We start from the raw sequence: 17,283 nt of genomic DNA, 5'->3' as shown, positions 1-17,283 counted from the left end.
GCAGTGATACGTCGCATTAGCTTTTTTTGGATTATATATCAAACAATGCGTCCATGGTAATTTCTTTCTGGACAAGGCCTGGATAATTAGCCGCATTCTTTACCCCAAAGGTGGTCATCATAGTAAGAAACAATGTTTTTTTTGTTTTGGTCTGGTTCCGGAAAACAGTAAGCTTGTTCTCCAGTTCGGTTGCATATCCCTTACTGATCTCAAAAGTACCTGAAGAGAACTTCATTTCACAGATGTTGATGCATGAATCATTCCTATCGATCAACAAGTCTATCTGCGCTCCTTTTTCTGTTTTTGTTTTTGGCTGGTACCTCCATACAGACACCTCTGCATATACAGCCTCGATCCCGATCGCTTTTTTTAGTTGTGGGATATGCTTCATACAGATGCTTTCGAATGCACTTCCGCTCCAGCTTGTCCAGGAAATCCCCGTGCTGAACCTAAGCCATGTCCCACTTCCGGTTGCCTTGCTACCTTCAATGAACTTGAGGTAAAAAAGTGAATATTCATCGGTAAGCTTATAAAGCGCATCCTTACTGGTTTTTCCGAAGGGAATGTAAGGGCTTATGAATCCTGATTCGCTGAGTTCTTCCAATAACTTGGTTGCATAACCGCCACTTGTCAGTTTACATGCTTTGATGATTTCTGTGCGGCTCATTCCTTTGCCTTTTTTTGCCAAGGCCTTAACGATATCTATATGGTTCTGTGCACTATCGAAAAGGGAATGGTACAGGTTCTTGAATTCATCATGAAGTAGTCCGTCTTTGGTAAAGCACAACCTGTCTATCGTCTGGGCTGCGCTGTCACCGGGTTGGATTTCCTTCAGGTACTGGGGAATGCCTCCCATAGCCATATACAGCTGTAAAAGCTGGTATTTATCGAGGTTGATATTTCTATGTTTGAGATAGGCAGCTGTTTCACCAACTGTAAAGGGCAGGAGCCTTATTCTTTTTGTTACCCGGTTGTGCAGCCCGCCACGGTTATTGATAACCTTTTTGATCATCCATGAGGCAGCCGATCCACAGATTACTACAATAAGGTTTTCTTCCTTGGAAGCCCAGCTGTTCCAGAAATTCTCAAACGCGGGAAGAAAGCCGGATCTTGGAGTATCGATCCATGGGAATTCATCTATGAATATTACGCTTCTACCTTTTTCCAGCAGCGGAGAAAGATATTGCTTGAGCATGCTGAACGCCTGTAGCCAACTTGTCGGTGTGGCCAAAGGTATGGTCGTTCCAGTAGCTGCTGTCAGGGCAAGGCTGAAGCTTTCCAGTTGCTGTTCTAACGAGGCATGGTGTATTCCGGAAAACTCAAAAACCGGTGGTTTTGAAAACCCGTTCCTGATCAGAAAGGTTTTTCCCACACGTCTACGACCGTAAACGGCAAGTAGTTCGGCTTCCCCGGATTTTTCTATCATCCCGAGTATTGCCTTTTCCTCTGTTCTTCCTATTACTTTTTCCATAAACCTAAATTTTATTGGTATAAAGGTATGAAATAATTAGTTTTGGCGCAATATAAATTTTATACCACGCCAAAACCATGTTTTTTAATTGTGTTTTGGCGCAGTATAGTTTTTTATAACGCGCCAAAACTATAGGTGTTGCAAAAAAAAATTCAGTAATTTGTAGTCCAACAAACCAGATAGCTTAGATGAAAACAAGCCAATTCCAGTCCCTGCTCAACAGGCTGAACAAAAGAACCGAACACAAAGATATTTTCCTTTCCCCGTTATCAAAAACAGTCGATTACGGAAAATATTGGGATGAGCTCCCTACACCAAAAATGTCGATCAGCTCTGGTGACGGACCATATTCCTTTTATTTTATAAAGAACGAGCATGGTGTTTATGTAGCGGTCGTACTGGACATGTGTACGGACCTGCATTGGTACGTGGGTCCAAAACACAGGAAGAAAGGGATTTTGACCAATGCGATGGCACAGGTCATATTGCCTGATCTATCCACAGGAAGGGAAACCCAACAGATTTCTATCGATCCACAGCAGCTTTCAGAAGAAGAAGTGGAAGCGAGCCAAGCAGTAGCCCTAAACCTGGGCTTTGTTTTTAGGGATTCCGGGGACAGGGGATTTGTTTACGAACTGGACCTGGCCAAACTCAAAAAAAGAAAGCCTTCAATGGCTTCCAAGGGAATGAGCGAGGAGCGCCTGAAGGAACTCAAAAGAAAGCTCAACTATCATTCCCGTTCATTATGGGTGATCGAGTCCGAAGTGGCCGCTGCATTCGGAAATGTCCGTTATAGTACCCAGTTGATGGAGCTCGTCGATGGGATAAGAAAACATACCTGGAAATTAGAAGATGTCTATTATGATTTTAAGAAAGCGAACGGGGAACAAAGCTAGGGTTTGCCCATGCTGCGCTAATAAATAAAAAATGTGTTTTTATTTTGTGAATTAACTGATTATCAGTAAATTTGAAGTAGAAAGCAATTGCAACTAGATACAAGTTTTCAAAGCAGTGAGTTATTCGGTGAGTCCAAAATGAACTGTTTGTAAAACGTTGAAAATAAGACATTTAGCGAGTAGGTTCGATTCCCCTACGGGCTACAAAAAAACCATCAATCACATCCGATTGGTGGTTTTTTTATGTCCTTATCTTTCGCCCAATCTCTTCACCTACAAAAATTCCTCACCTAATTTTTACGCTTGATCTAAATAAAGCTTTCAAGTTTAAATAACTCCATGCAACCAAAAAATGAAATCCAAACAGGTTAAATAAAGGAAATTTTAAAATAATCAATATAAGTTCCCATTTTTGTTGAAATTTTTAGGGATACACCTAGTGTAAAGTAAATTTCATAGATTTTGAAACAAACAAGCGAAAAACCTGAGGGTACAAAACTCAAAAGAGGGTTACAAAATAGGCATATTCAGTTAATTGCTCTCGGCGGAGCGATAGGGACGGGATTATTTCTAGGTATTGGTCCTGCAGCTGTATTGGCTGGCCCATCTGTAATTTTAGGCTACGCACTAGCAGGTATTATTGCCTTTTTTATTATGCGCCAGTTAGGCGAGATGGTAGTTGAAGAACCTGTTTCGGGTAGCTTTAGCCACTTCGCCAATAAGTACTGGGGATCTTTTGCTGGCTTTGCTTCTGGTTGGAACTATTGGGTGCTGTATATCCTAGTAAGTATGTCGGAGCTAACGGCCATTGGTATTTACGTACATTTCTGGTGGCCTGAAATCCCACTGTGGACATCAAGCCTTTTCTTTTTTATAGTTATTAATGCCTTAAATCTTACTTCTGTTAAGGTGTATGGCGAGGTAGAATTCTGGTTTTCTATTATAAAAGTGGTAGCCATTATTGCCATGATTATTTTTGGTGTTTACTTGCTGTTTAGTGGTAATGGAGGCGAACAGGCAAGCATTCAAAATTTGTGGAATGACGGCGGGTTTTTCCCGAAAGGTTTGTTAAATGTAGATGGGAAAGGGGGTTTTCAAGGATTGTTTGCTGCAATTGCATTAATCATGTTTTCATTTGGTGGACTAGAATTAATTGGGATAACAGCTGCGGAAGCTGAACAGCCCGAAAAAACAATTCCAAAGGCTACTAATCAGGTTATTTACCGAATTCTGATTTTTTATGTGGGTGCGCTCGTAATCCTATTTTCGTTATCCCCATGGAAAAACATTACCACAGATAGTAGCCCCTTTGTTATGGTATTTGAAAGTTTAAAAGGCTTTCAGTTTAGTCTTTTAGGCAAAACCATTTACTTTACAAGTTTAATAGCTAATGTGCTTAATGTTATTGTGTTAACGGCAGCGCTGTCTGTTTATAATAGTTGTGTTTACAGCAACAGCAGGATGTTATTTGGGTTGGCAGAACAAGGAAATGCACCTTCATTTTTATCGAAGCTCAATAAGAACTCAGCGCCTATAAATGCAATTCTAATATCAAGCTTGTTTGCAGCAATATGTATTATCATCAATAAGCTAATGCCCGATAAAGCATTAGAGATTTTGATGTCATTGGTTGTGTCATCACTAATTATCAATTGGCTAATGATTAGCATTACTCATTTGAAATTTAGAAGGAGTAAAGACGCTGATCAGATAAAAACCAAGTTTCCATCTTTTATCTATCCATTATCAAATTATATATGCCTAGTATTTCTGGTGGGTATTTTAGTAATTATGTGGCTAACAGGATTAAAAATGTCAGTTGAGTTAATTCCAGGATGGATTTTACTACTTTATGTTTGCTACCTGTTTGTGAGTAAAAGGAAAAGCAATAATCGCTGAAATAAAACACAGTTGTAGGATTTGCTATTTATCTACTAATGCATTATAATACCCATTTGTAATTGTATAAACGTATTTGAGAGCGGGATTTTTTGTTTTACATACGTGTTAAAATATTCGAGAATTCACATACCAACAGTGAGTTTTACAGTAAGGTGCAATTTTGAGCGATTTTGGAGTCACTATTGCGAGATCAAATGCCGAATGACAACTGGTTCCATCATGGAACATCTTGACTTGAATGTGCTGCAATTGCTAGCTTTGTTAAGCGACTGAAAAAAGTTTGTGATTAATTGAGAGGTATTCCAAAAGTATCCACATCTTTCACGGTGCAGGGTTGTTATTGAAAATTAACACATTGGACCCTATACTTTTTGGATAATAGACCTGATAACCAAAAATCTTGGTTGGGAAAGGAAGTTCTTGTTTAACTCTCGAGCCTCGGGAATAGAAATATGGCCCACGGTAATATTTTAAAGAGTCAAGAGGTTCCGAGTTGAACGAAATCTTAAATATCATCTTTTTGGTCAGAAGATAATCCAAGCTTTTAACAAAATAGTTATCCAGTCTTTGCCCTGGCTTTAAGAATAGCGGTTCCTGCATATTCAGAACATTCAAGATCGTAGTTTGCTCCTTTGGCGCCACTTTGGTATAGGCCTTCAGTAAACTGTCCTGATAGTTTCTTAGGTAACGGATGTTTGGACTAAACTTTTTACTTAGGCTATTTGCATCGTCATAAAATGTGGTATGGTTGATTTTGTTGGTTTCGGGATCAAGCTGATAAGTATGAGTATCAATATTGATCTCCTTCCAAACCTTGCCTTCTTTTTGATAAAAATGTACTCCCGAAAAGGATGCAAATAGATCAAAGCCGGGTATATAAATAGCCTTATCGGTATGATTAATAATGGAAACTGACATAGCTATTTCTTTTTTTCCAGTGCTGGTTTTGTTTTCCAGCATTTTAAATTGAACCTCTATGGGCTTTTGTACTTGTGAAAACCCAGCAAATGAGATAAGGGTTGCCAATGCTAAACTAAAAATTTTTTTCATGATCTTTTTTAACTAGGGAAAAGCTGTAAGATTTGATGGAAATCACATGCTGACTTATCATGGATTAGCAATACTTTATTAATTTAAAACATCAAATCATTGGTATATCAAGTTATTAATTGTAAAGCAATAAGTTATATTTCATTGTGTTGGTGTTCTTCACTTGCGTTTTTCAAAATAGGCTCCAACACCTCCAAAAGCTCCATTAATTGTTCTAAATATTTCCCGTCACCGCTACTTTGAAACTAGGCTTTTATGGTTAAAACCATAAAAGCCTTTTTCGTTTATTCAATTGTTTGGAGATTGATAGGGATAGTAAACCAAAAGGTACTTCCCTTGCCAAGCTGGCTCTCTACTCCGATTTCTCCATCATGACGTTTAATGATCTCTGAACAGATATAAAGCCCTAATCCGAGCCCCGAATAGTTCTTGCTTTCGTAACTTGCCCTATAATAGCGATCGAAGAGATGAGGAAGAGTTTCAGGTGAAATTCCTGGCCCTTTATCTGTCACCGATATTTTTGCGTTGCTGCCTTGTTTTTCTATTTTTAGGTTAATTGTTAGCGATTTGGGTGCGTACTTAACTGCATTGTTCACAAAATTAACAACCACCTGATCAATCCTGTGCTGATCTGCATGGATCTTAAGGTCACTATCACCCTCAATAATAAGCTCATATTTTCCGCCAACACGTATATGATTACAACATTGCTGGAGCATTTCTGCTATTGAAAAAGTTTCCAAATCCAACTTAAGCTGACCCTCAGCCATTCGATTCATATTTAAAAGATCGCTAACCAACACGTCCATTTTCTCCATGCTCCGATTAGCCTGCTCTATAAGCTTTATATGTGTAAGCGAAGTTGGATTGTCTTTTATTCGATTTAGAAGCTGTAGTGATGCCTTTAGGCTTGTAACAGGTGTTTTTAGCTCATGACTGGCAATACTAAGAAAATCGTCCTTACGTTGTTCAAACAGCTTACTCTCGGTAATATCCGAAGTCATTCCAACCATTCGATCAACCTTTCCATTCTTGTCATATCGTGGTCTTCCATGGGCACTAATCCAATGGATAGAACCATCACGCCACTTAACTGGATATTCTGCCTTATAAATATCATTCCTATCGATGGCAATCTTTACCAAGTTCTTAATCCTATCACGATGATCAGGTAATATTGCATTGAAAAGATCAGGATAGGTAAATGGTTCATCTTTTCCATAACCATAATTTGCCTTAAACTGCGGTGTACTGTTCATTACTCCAGTAGACAGCATTACTTCAGTTGACCCAAGTTTGCTGGCATCTAATGCTATCTCTAATCTTTCTCTCACTTCTAGCGCCGAATTACGAGAATTAATCATCTCCTCATGCGACATTTTAAGCTCTTCATTTGTGGCCATCAGTGCTTCATTGATGGTTCTCATTTCCTCCTGCTGTTCAATAATTATTGCATTTTTTGTCTGATGCTTTTCAATTTCTTCAAGTGCAGAGAGGCGTAATTCAATCTGATCCATAATGGCAGCTGCCATTCCAGCCAATATTTGCCTTTCTTTTTTAGAAAATATCCTTGGTGTTTTGTCTATGACGCAAAGGGTACCGATAAGAAAACCATCATGTGTGGTAAGCGGCGCTCCCGCATAAAAACGAAGACCAAATTCCCCTGCAACATTGGGGTTAGCTATAAGGCAGGGTTCCTTCAGTGCATCTTCAAAAACGGTCACTTCTGGGTCAAGAACTGCGAGTGCACAAAGGCTTTTGCCACGATTTGCTTCCTTTGCATTGCCCATGCCAACATTTGCCTTGAAAAAAACACGTTCTGCATCAACAAGCGATACAAGGGAAATAGGAACTTCAAAAATCTGGGTGCATAACCTAACAATGTTATCAAATGATTCTTCCGATGGACTATCCATGATGCGGTAGCGTTTTAGCGCTACCAATCTTTGAGGGTCGTTGGCGGGAATGATGTTCTTCCCAAAAGTATTTTCGATCATCTGCACTTGCGAGGGTCAATTCAATTAAAAGTACTTAATTGATATGGGTTTTCCCATTGCTTCATCTAAATTTTATACAACTATAGGGAATAAAGCTAGGGTATACGTTAACAATATGCCATTTTCTATTAGAATTTTGCAGATACTCAAAAGGTTACACGTTTAAAGCAAGAAATTATGGACGAGTTAAGAAATTGCAAGATATGAGCAAAACGTATTCAGCAGAATTTGTTAACTCTAAAATCCAAGGGCATTGTATAAATCTCTCATCCCAGCTACAAATGCCACTTTACGATAAGTAGAGCAGGGTTTTTGCTTTTGAGGAAATTCGATCTTTCATAAGGTATTTAATATTAATAAGAGAAGCAAAAATTGTTTTAAGGCGATACTGCTGAGTGCCAACTTTTTTTGTTATAGTTATCGTCCGATAGTATGGAGGTCAGGCTTGAGAATGCTTACTATTTAAATTAATTTAACAGGGATTAAACAGGGGGTTAACAGGGACTTTACAGGGACAAAACACGGATAAATCCCTATATAGCCCCTGTAAAATCCCTGTTTATTTTGAGTAAAGCATTAGTTATACTTTAAGTTGTCAATAATCTTTCCTACCTTGTTAACGATGACTAGATAAATTAGTCACAAATCTCATTACCATAGTAATGGCATCCCTCTTGAGATTTACACAATACTAAAAACTTAAGAAATGGCAATACTAAAAAACGGAGCTAAGGGTGGCTTCTCGGGTAAGGTAGGCTCTGTTATAGGCTATCAGTTAAATGGTCAGGATGTTATTAGGGGATGGTCAAAAAAAAGAACAAAGAAACCTAGTAAACTAGAACAGGCGAATAGAGATAAGTTTGCACAGATGCAGACATGGCTCAAACCACTCTTGGACTTTTTGCGTGTTGGTTTTAAAAATTATGCGCCTACTTATCAAGGCTTTGTAGCAGCAAAATCTTACAACAGTAAACACGCATTCAAACAAAATGCCGACGAGACTTATTTAATTGATCCGGCGTTGGCATTGGTGAGTTTCGGTTCTATGCCCTTACCACAAACTATAAGCATGGAACTGAATGGCAATGAAATTGTTTTTAACTGGAGTAAAGAAGGAAACTATCAGGGAATAGACCAAGCTATGGTATTGGCCTATGTTCCAAAAACTGGCGAGGCTGTGTATGATCTTGCGGCAGCAAAACGACATACGGGCACAGCTATACTTCCAATGCCACCCAATTCTGCTGGCCATGAAGTGCAGGTTTATATAGCTTTTGTAGCTTACGATCAAAGTGCACAAAGCAATAGCTATTATTTAGGTGTACTATCGTTAACTTAGTGACTTAAGTCACCTCAATGCCGTTTATTCTATAAACTAGGTAATGTTTTAATGTTTCTACATTATTTTTAAATTATTTTACGCAATCGTTTGCGTGTTATTATTTTTATTCCAATATTTGATTGCTTTATGTTATACATGATTTGAAGTCTTTTTAGCTATAAAGGAGATTTTAAAAGGTGTATATGATGCAATATGCTTAATAGTGAGGGAGTTAGTATGTATTTAGGTTTTATATTCGCAATCGTTTGCGTAGTGCTTTATTTCTGCTTTTTTAGATAATAATTTACATTTAATTCATAAAACATGCTGATCCTAATTACAATTTAAAGTCTACTCAATGCTCGCTTAATATTATTTGAAAAAACAATGTCCTTAAAAATGATGCAATTATCTAAAGTCACTGTGCAATTTTTACCAGAAGGTGGAAGTTGGCTGAGCGATAAAAAACAGAAAATGGCTTTTAAAGCTATCGGTGTAGACGGAAAGAGTTTAATTATACATGGAGAGATAGTAGATTCTAAAGAGATTAAAATTGTTGAATTTCAATCTAATGTTAAAGGGATGGGTTCTTTTGTCTTTACACCACAGGCTGGTGAAAAGTATATTGCAAGGATAGAAACAGCTAATGGTTCTTTTAGTAAAACCTTGCCTTTAAGCACTAATAAGGGAACGACATTACAGGTAAATAATAATCTAAATTCTGATTCAATTCATATAACGGTTCATTCGGATTTACGTGATCAGGAACTTACGTTGGTTGGACTGGCTAATGAGCAGTTGTATTTTATGACGCAAATTATGGCTAATAAGCAAGTAAGTAATTTTGTTTTGCCTAAAAGTATGTTTCCAATTGGGGTTTCACAAATTACCTTGGTTAACAAAAATGAACAAGTTTTAAACGAACGATCGTTTTTTGTGAATAAAAGCGGTCAATTTAATGTACAAACGACTAATACCCTATCAAATGCAAATTTGAGGGGGAGCATTGAAGAACCTAGCTATTATTTTAATATGCCTAGCGAACAAAAATTCAATGATTTAGATATTCTAATGCTAATGCAAGGTTAAAACCCTACAATTTAGTTTATCAACTCTCAAATGTGATATTTTATGCTTACTATTTAAGCATTATTTGTTTATTTGCATCGACCACAAATCAAAATCATATGCAACTTAAACCTCTACTTGTTCTAGTATTAGCGCTCAGCTTATCATCCTCTATTCATGCTCAAAATTATCAAGCTAACTGGCAAAGTTTAGATACTAGGCCTATTCCAACATGGTTTGGTCAAGCTAAGTTTGGTATATTTATTCATTGGGGAGTGTATTCTGTTCCCGGATGGAGTAAAAAAGGCGACTATGCCGAATGGTATCAAAATGGATTAAATAGCAAAGATACTGCTCGTATTGCGTATCAAAAAAAGCGTTTTGGCGATCGTAGCTATTATGATCTGGCTAAAGATTTTAAGGCCGAATTGTATAACCCAGATGAATGGGCTAAAGTTATTGAACAATCGGGTGCAAAATATGTAGTGCTAACCTCTAAACACCATGATGGTTACGCCATTTGGCCAAGTAAAGAAACAGATAAAACCTGGGGATTTCCTTGGAATTCGGTTACTACTGGTCCGCATAGAGATTTATTAGGAGATTTGTTTACTGCTTTGCGCAAAACTAGCGTGAGGCCAGGTATGTATTATTCTTTGTACGAATGGTATAACCCATTGTATCAAAAAGATAAAAAAAGCTACGTGGATAAGCATATGTATCCGCAAATGTTAGATTTAATTAATACCTATAAACCTGATGTTTTTTGGACGGATGGTGATTGGGATCAGCCAGCAGAAACTTGGCGTTCGCAAGAGTTTTTGGCGTGGTTATATAACTCAAGTCCGGTTAAAAATTCGATAGTAACCTACGATAGATGGGGTAGTGGTATTCGTTTTAATCATGGGCAGGTATATACACCAGAATATCAGCCAGATCTTGATTTTGAAGATCATGCTTGGGAAGAAAGCAGAGGCATGGGATATTCTTATGGTTACAATCGTGGAGAAGATGCTTGGGATTATAACACTACACAATCACTGATTATTTCTTTAATAGATAAAGTGAGTAGAGGCGGTAATTTTTTATTGGATATTGGGCCAGATGAACACGGAAAAATTCCACCAATTATGCAGGAGCGTTTATTGCAAATGGGCGATTGGTTGAACCTGAATGGAGAAGCAATTTATAATACCATTAGATGGAAAAATGCTTTTCAATGGAGTGAAGGAAATCAGAATTATCAATCTAAAAAAGTGGAAGGAGATTGGAAAACTACTAACGATTACATGACTAAAATCACCATTGATCCAGATCCAGGTTTTGCGGTGAAAGAGGTTTTTTATACGTATAATCCTACCACTAATTCATTGTATGCTATTTTGCCAAAATACCCTTCTAGCAAAAAAATCACTTTAAAAAATATTGTGTTGCCTACAAATGCTTCAATAAGCTTGTTAGGTAGTACAGCGAAAGTAAGTTGGCATACTCATAATGATGCAACAGAAATTAATTTACCAGAGTATGATCCAAATGTATTTAAAACGCCGTATGCGTATGTACTAAAAATTGCAGGGTTTGGTCAGTTTGCACATAAACCAGAAATTGATGTAGTTCAAAATAGCAAAACTTTACAAACTACGGTTCAGCTAACAACTAATGCAACAGCAATTTATTATACAACCGATGGTACAGAACCAACAACTAAATCTGCCAAGTATAGCAAACCCTTTAATGTAACCACTAAAAGCACTATTAAAGCTATCGCGATGCAAGAAGGCGCTTTAACAAGTAATGTAAGTGCTAAAGAAGCAAATGTTTATCAGTGGAAAGCTGCGACTAAAGTTGCTGCAAAACAAGGAATAAAGTATGAATACCTTGAGCTTGAAGGTAAGATTAATATGGAAACCATAGCAAATGCTGCAGTTAAAACCAAAGGAATTACCGGTACTTTATCAATTGACAAAAAAGAAAGAAAAGATAAATTTGCTTTCCGTTTTACGGGATATGTGTATGTAGATAAAGATGATTTATATACTTTTTATCTAGACTCTGATGATGGAAGTAAACTTTGGATAGATAGTGAAGAGGTGGCAGAAAATGATGCTGCTAAAGGCAAACCAAAACCAAGTGGAGCAATTGCACTAAAAAAAGGATATCATAAAATTGATTTACGATACTACGATAGTGGTGGAGGTAATAATCTAACGGTAAGTATGGAACCTTTAAATGGTAAGAAAGCAACAATTACAGCCTCGCAATTATTTCATTAGAAGTATTGGCCGTCTTTGCGAGGAAGAATGACAGCTTGTCCCGACTTTTCGGGAAAGCAATCTTTATTGTAGGATAGATTGCCTCTCCCGATGAAAAATCGGGATCGCAATGACGAGCGAAAGGACTAAACTTCACATCAATTCTTAACCCGAACTTTCGTTGTTTAATCTGTGATAAACGACTTTTGATACTGCAATGGACTTTTTCCTGTTATGCTTTTAAAGTACTGATGAAAGCTGGCGAAGTTGTAAAAACCACTATCGTAACAAACTTCTTTTACACTTGCTTTGCCATCCATTAAAAGTTTGCAGGCATGACTAACTCTAATTTCATTGATAAATCTGGAGTAGGTTTTCTTGCTTCGCGATTTAAAATATTTACAAAAAGAATTGGGACTAATTTTAGCTACTTCGGCAATAGTTTTTAGGTCAATTCGCTCCTTGAAATTAGAAATCGTATAATTATAAATAGAGTGCATGCGATCTTTTTCTGATTCTTGAAAGTGGTATTTGAAACCTACAGAAACTAAATACTTTAATTCTTTGGCGGCTGCAATAGATAATAAAGATTCCATTAGGTTAATAATTTTCCGACAGCCATCGGTTTCAATTACCTTGGTAATTAGCTTTGCAATTTCTTTTTTTGCAGGTCCCACCACTTGCACGCCTAATTGTGCATGTTGTAAAAGGTCTTTCAATTCCTTGTTTTCCGGTAGGCTCAAAAAATCAGATCCCCAGAAATTTTCATTAAAGTGAATTACCCTTACATCCACATCGTGATCATCTTCTGTAATATTATCAAAACGCCAATAATGCGGCACATTACTACCTACTAAAATTACATCACCAGTATTAAAAGTTTCTATACTGTCGCCAATGAACTGCATACCACTTCCTTTTGCAAAATAAATGAGTTCTACTTCTGGGTGGTAATGCCAGTGACTATTAATATCTGCAACAGTATCTTTTCTCGAACTAAAAGAATGAATTAAGTCTGTTGATACTTTTAAAAGTTGCGGTTTCATAATTACATTAATGAAAAAAATTCAGCATTATTGTTAAATATCAGTTAAAAATAAATAAAATATCATAGTATCGCTTATTATTTAGATTGAAAAATAATAATTCGGCTTTTTGATATCTTTGCGTAACAGAAGAAAATAAAAGGCAAAATGGAGCATATACTAGATAACCCGATTTACAATTCACTACAAGCTGCTCACCACATTTTTGCTAGTGGAACAGAGAATGTAAAATATTATTCGGGAGATATTGCACCATTTGCAGGATTAAAAGATAATTCGATAGAAGATTTTGAAAGCCTTTATGAGAACAGCGCTGAAGAAAGTACATTCGTAGTTTTTACACCAGTAGCATATGATATTCCTAATCGATGGAAATTAGTTCATCAAATTGATATGTTTCAAATGGTTTATGAGCCTAAAGAGCTTCCTACAGAAAATGATTTAGATTTTATGAATTTGGATATATCTCATGTGGAAGAGATGTTGGCGCTTGTTAAATTAACAGAACCTGGTCCATTTCGCTCAAGAACAATAGAACTTGGAAATTATACTGGTGTATTTAATGAAGATAAATTAGTTGCAATGGCTGGTCATCGGTTTAATCCAACGCCTTATGTAGAAATTAGTGCAGTGTGTACTCATCCAAATCATTTAGGAAAAGGATATGCTTTTGGGCTTATTCGCGAACAAATCAAAAGAATACTGGAGAAATCAGAAACTCCTTTTCTACATGTAAGAAACGATAATGATGGTGCGGTTAAACTGTACAAAAAATTAGGATTTCATATCAGAACTGAAATGATTGCTTATGTGTTTCAAAAAATAGCAGTTTAATCCAATATTTTTACTATCCCAATGGGAAAACACCACATAAAAATTCAGACTTTTTCAGCAAGGCTGGTGTTTTTCTAGTTATTCTTAGTTAACAATTCACGCGATTTAACAAAGTTGCTAATCTCAAATAGCTTATTTCTGAGCTATTATAGAGCATTCTGTATTTTTTTTCAGTTATTTTTCATTGTGCGTGAAGCGTATTGCTCAAAAAATCTTAAACGCGTCACAGCAATATTACGGTGCGATTTTATTGGTTTTGCATTGCGGATTAAGCGTATCATAATATTTATAACTATCTAATTATAAGCTATTTATGCTATTTTTTATTTTGTTATTCTGTAAATTTTAAAATAGATTTACCTTACAAAACTATTCTAACCAAATGTAACATGAGAAAAAAAATTACCCTACTTATTAGTATGGTCCTTTTCACCTACGTATTCTGTTTCGCTCAGGATGTCGCAATAAAAGGTAGTATAAAGGACAAGAATGGAACTCCATTACCAGGGGTTTCAGTAAATGTTAAAAATTCAAAAGCTGCGGTTTCGTCCGATGGTAATGGGGCATATTCAATTACCGCCCCTGGCAATTCAACTTTAGTATATTCTATGATAGGATATAAAACCCAAGAGGTTGCAGTGAATAATCGAAGTCAAATCAACATTGAATTAGTCGAGTCTGTAAATGAACTTTCAGATGTTGTGGTAGTAGGCTACGGTACAGCGCTTAAGAAAGATGTAACGGGAGCAATATCTAGCGTAAAAGCGGCGCAGCTAGAAAATGAAAATCCACAAAGTGTTGCCGATATCCTTAAAGGAAATATTGCAGGCTTAGCGGTTAGCATGAATACAAGTGCTAAAGGTGGAGGTGATTTGTTGGTAAGGGGAAAAACGACCTTAACAGCAAGTACATCACCATTAATTGTTTTAGATGGAGTAATTTACATCGGGCAACTTTCAGATATCAACCCAAATGATATTGAAACAATTGATGTATTAAAAGATGCAAGTTCGCTTGCCGTTTATGGTTCTAAAGCTGCAACTGGTGTGGTAGCCATTACTACTAAAAAAGGTAAATCGAGTACACCTACAATTAACTTCAATACCAATTTTGGGATTGCTACACTTTCTAAAGATCAACCAGTTTATGATGGACCTGGCTTTTTAGCTTGGCGTGGAGATGTAGCAAGAAGCACAGGAACCAGCCCAGCGTATATTTATAATGATCCTGATAATTTGCCCGCTGGTGTTACCATGACGCAATGGCTTAATGGACAAACTACTACAAATCCAAAAGATCTTTGGTTAACCAGATTAGGCCTGCTTACTAACGAAAAAAATAACTACTTCGCTGGTAAAACTATAAATTGGTATGATTTATTATTCCGTACTGGTCAACGCCAAGACCATACCTTAAGCATGTCTGGCAGAAAAGATGAGATCAATTATTACATGTCTCTCGGTTATTTAAAAAATGAAAACCTAATTGAAGGTGGCGAATTTAGTACAGTTAGAACCAGAGTAAATTTAGATGCAAAAGCTGCTAAATTTTTAAATGTTGGTATTAACTTTCAATATGCCGACCGCGATGAGGGCTCTATAGAAGCAGATTGGGGCCAATTAACAAGTTTATCTCCTTATGGTGATTATTACAATCCTGATGGTTCATTAAGAAGAATTCCAACTGATGACAATGGTTTGAATGCAAGAAATCCGTTCTTAAACCCAACCTATAACAGCAGAATGGTAAGATTAAATACTTTATTTGGAAGTATTTATGCCAAGGCAACTTTACCATTTGGAATTACTTACCAACTAAATTTTAGTCCGGGTATAGATATGTACCGTACATTCAATGCATCTTCTTCATTAAATCCGAACGTTACCACGCCGGGCGGTTCTGCTACACGAGCGCAAGAAACAAGATACAATTGGCAGGTTGATAATTTGCTGAAATGGAATAAAACGATTGGTAAAATCCACAATTTTGATGTTACCTTCTTAGTAAATGGTGAAAAATACCAATCATGGTATACCTTATCAGGAAATGAAGGATTTATTCCGAGTGATATTCTTGGGTACCATAACTTAGGTAGCGGTATTAAGGCAAGTGTGAGTAGCGATGATCAGGCTTATAAAGGTGATGCTTTAATGGGCAGAATCAATTACTCATTAAAGAGTCGCTATAACTTTTCTTACACTTTACGCCGTGATGGTTTTTCTGGCTTTGGGGCTAATAATAAAAGAGCAACCTTCCAATCTGCAGCAGTAGCTTGGACATTTACAGAAGAAAGTTTCTTGAAAGATATCAAATGGCTTAATTATGGAAAGCTAAGGGTTTCTTACGGGGAAAATGGAAATAGAGTGGTAGATCAATATTCGAGTTTATCTGCCGAAGATTTGGTGAAATATCAATCTGTAAATGCAAGTGGAGTGCCAGCAGAAGTAAATGGCTTAATTGGTGGCGCTAGAATTGGAAACCCAGAATTGAAATGGGAGAAAACGAAATCATTAAACGTTGGTTTAGATTTTGGAATAATTAATAACAGAATCAACGGTGCCTTAGAGTACTATGATAAAAAAACATCAGATTTATTGATTAGTCAAACCTTATCAAACGTATCTGGAGCATCTAATGTAATTTCTAATATTGGTGCAGTTAACAATAAAGGTTTTGAACTTTCTATCAGTAGTAAAAACATCACCTCTGGTAAAATTTTATGGAATTCTAATGTGATATTCTCTTTAAACAGAAATAAAATCATCCGCCTTGCGACACCAAATAATGATTTGGGTAATGGATGGTTTATTGGAAAAGACATTGACGTAATATGGGATTACAAAATTTTAGGGGTATGGCAAACTAGTGAAGTTGCTGAAGCCAACAAATTTAATAAAGGGATAAAACCAGGTGATTATAAATTACAGGATGTTGATGGTAATTACATTTATAACGATGCAGACAAGCAGTTTTTGGGCTATCGTAATCCTCGTTTTACTTGGGCGGTTAGAAATGAATTTAATATTTATAAAAGCTTCGACCTTTCGTTCCAATTGATCTCAAATTGGGGACAAAAAGCGCAGGATAACCAAGGTTTAAATCAACCAGGTAGTGTTGGTTTTGGTCGGACTAGTTCTTATGTTGTTCCTTACTGGACAGTAGATAATCCAACAAATGAGTATGCTCGTTTAAGTTCTGGCTTAAGTGGAACCAGTTTTAATGTGTACAGAAAAAGCTCATTTATTAGATTAAATACGGTAGCGCTTTCTTATACATTGCCAACTGATTTAATCAGCAAAGTGAAATTACAAAGTGCAAAATTGTATTTCAACGTTAATAACGCAGCACTTTACGCACCTGATTGGAATACATGGGATCCGCAAAATAATGGTCCAACACCAAGATATTATACACTAGGACTAAATATTTCATTATAGAATTTATAG

At 36.6% G+C, this 17,283-nt stretch carries 11 protein-coding genes; 7 read left to right on the top strand and 4 right to left on the bottom strand.

Going from position 1 to position 17,283, the window contains the following annotated elements; all coding sequences use genetic code 11:
- Positions 1–31 precede the first annotated feature (31 nt).
- Positions 32–1,471, bottom strand: coding sequence for an AAA family ATPase (locus GM921_RS09540; protein ID WP_182922418.1), 1,440 nt, complete (start codon positions 1,469–1,471; stop codon positions 32–34).
- Positions 1,472–1,659: 188 nt separating this feature from the next.
- On the opposite strand from GM921_RS09540, the gene GM921_RS09535 reads away from it, so the two are divergent.
- Positions 1,660–2,367, top strand: a complete 708-nt coding sequence (locus GM921_RS09535) for a hypothetical protein (RefSeq protein ID WP_182922417.1) — start codon at positions 1,660–1,662, stop codon at positions 2,365–2,367.
- Positions 2,368–2,829: 462 nt separating this feature from the next.
- Positions 2,830–4,266 (top strand): amino acid permease, encoded by a 1,437-nt coding sequence (locus GM921_RS09530; RefSeq protein WP_182922416.1) that lies wholly within the window; start codon positions 2,830–2,832, stop codon positions 4,264–4,266.
- Positions 4,267–4,590: 324 nt separating this feature from the next.
- Here the strand turns inward: GM921_RS09530 and GM921_RS09525 are convergent, their stop codons facing one another.
- A complete protein-coding gene (locus GM921_RS09525) occupies positions 4,591–5,319 on the bottom strand; it encodes a hypothetical protein (RefSeq protein ID WP_182922415.1) in 729 nt (242 codons plus the stop codon).
- A 284-nt stretch (positions 5,320–5,603) separates the two neighbouring features.
- Positions 5,604–7,316 carry an ATP-binding protein gene (locus GM921_RS09520; RefSeq protein ID WP_182922414.1) on the bottom strand — a complete coding sequence of 571 codons (1,713 nt, stop codon included), beginning with the start codon at positions 7,314–7,316 and terminating at the stop codon, positions 5,604–5,606.
- A gap of 706 nt (positions 7,317–8,022) precedes the next feature.
- Between GM921_RS09520 and GM921_RS09515 the strand changes: the two genes are divergently transcribed.
- The 3 genes from GM921_RS09515 (at position 8,023) to GM921_RS09505 (ending at position 11,978) form a co-directional block, all read left to right on the top strand.
- A complete protein-coding gene (locus GM921_RS09515; RefSeq protein WP_182922413.1) occupies positions 8,023–8,655 on the top strand; it encodes a DUF6266 family protein in 633 nt (210 codons plus the stop codon).
- 381 nt (positions 8,656–9,036) lie between these two features.
- On the top strand, positions 9,037–9,726 hold the full coding sequence (locus tag GM921_RS09510; RefSeq protein ID WP_182922412.1) for a hypothetical protein: 690 nt from the start codon (positions 9,037–9,039) through the stop codon (positions 9,724–9,726).
- Between the two features lie 98 nt (positions 9,727–9,824).
- Entirely contained in the window at positions 9,825–11,978 is a 2,154-nt protein-coding gene (locus tag GM921_RS09505) for an alpha-L-fucosidase (protein WP_182922411.1), read from the top strand.
- A gap of 164 nt (positions 11,979–12,142) precedes the next feature.
- Here GM921_RS09505 and GM921_RS09500 read toward each other — a convergent pair whose 3' ends face one another.
- Positions 12,143–13,003 (bottom strand): AraC family transcriptional regulator, encoded by an 861-nt coding sequence (locus tag GM921_RS09500; RefSeq protein ID WP_182922410.1) that lies wholly within the window; start codon positions 13,001–13,003, stop codon positions 12,143–12,145.
- 147 nt (positions 13,004–13,150) lie between these two features.
- Between GM921_RS09500 and GM921_RS09495 the strand changes: the two genes are divergently transcribed.
- Positions 13,151–13,837: a GNAT family N-acetyltransferase gene (locus GM921_RS09495; protein WP_182922409.1), complete on the top strand. Its 687-nt coding sequence runs from the start codon at positions 13,151–13,153 to the stop codon at positions 13,835–13,837.
- 389 nt (positions 13,838–14,226) lie between these two features.
- Complete coding sequence (locus GM921_RS09490) at positions 14,227–17,274, top strand: SusC/RagA family TonB-linked outer membrane protein (RefSeq protein WP_182922408.1); 3,048 nt, start codon at positions 14,227–14,229, stop codon at positions 17,272–17,274.
- The last annotated feature ends 9 nt before the right edge of the window (positions 17,275–17,283 follow it).

The organism is Pedobacter planticolens, assembly GCF_014172375.1.
GTDB lineage: Bacteria > Bacteroidota > Bacteroidia > Sphingobacteriales > Sphingobacteriaceae > Pedobacter > Pedobacter planticolens.
This window is presented reverse-complemented; position numbering and strand designations above follow the sequence as displayed.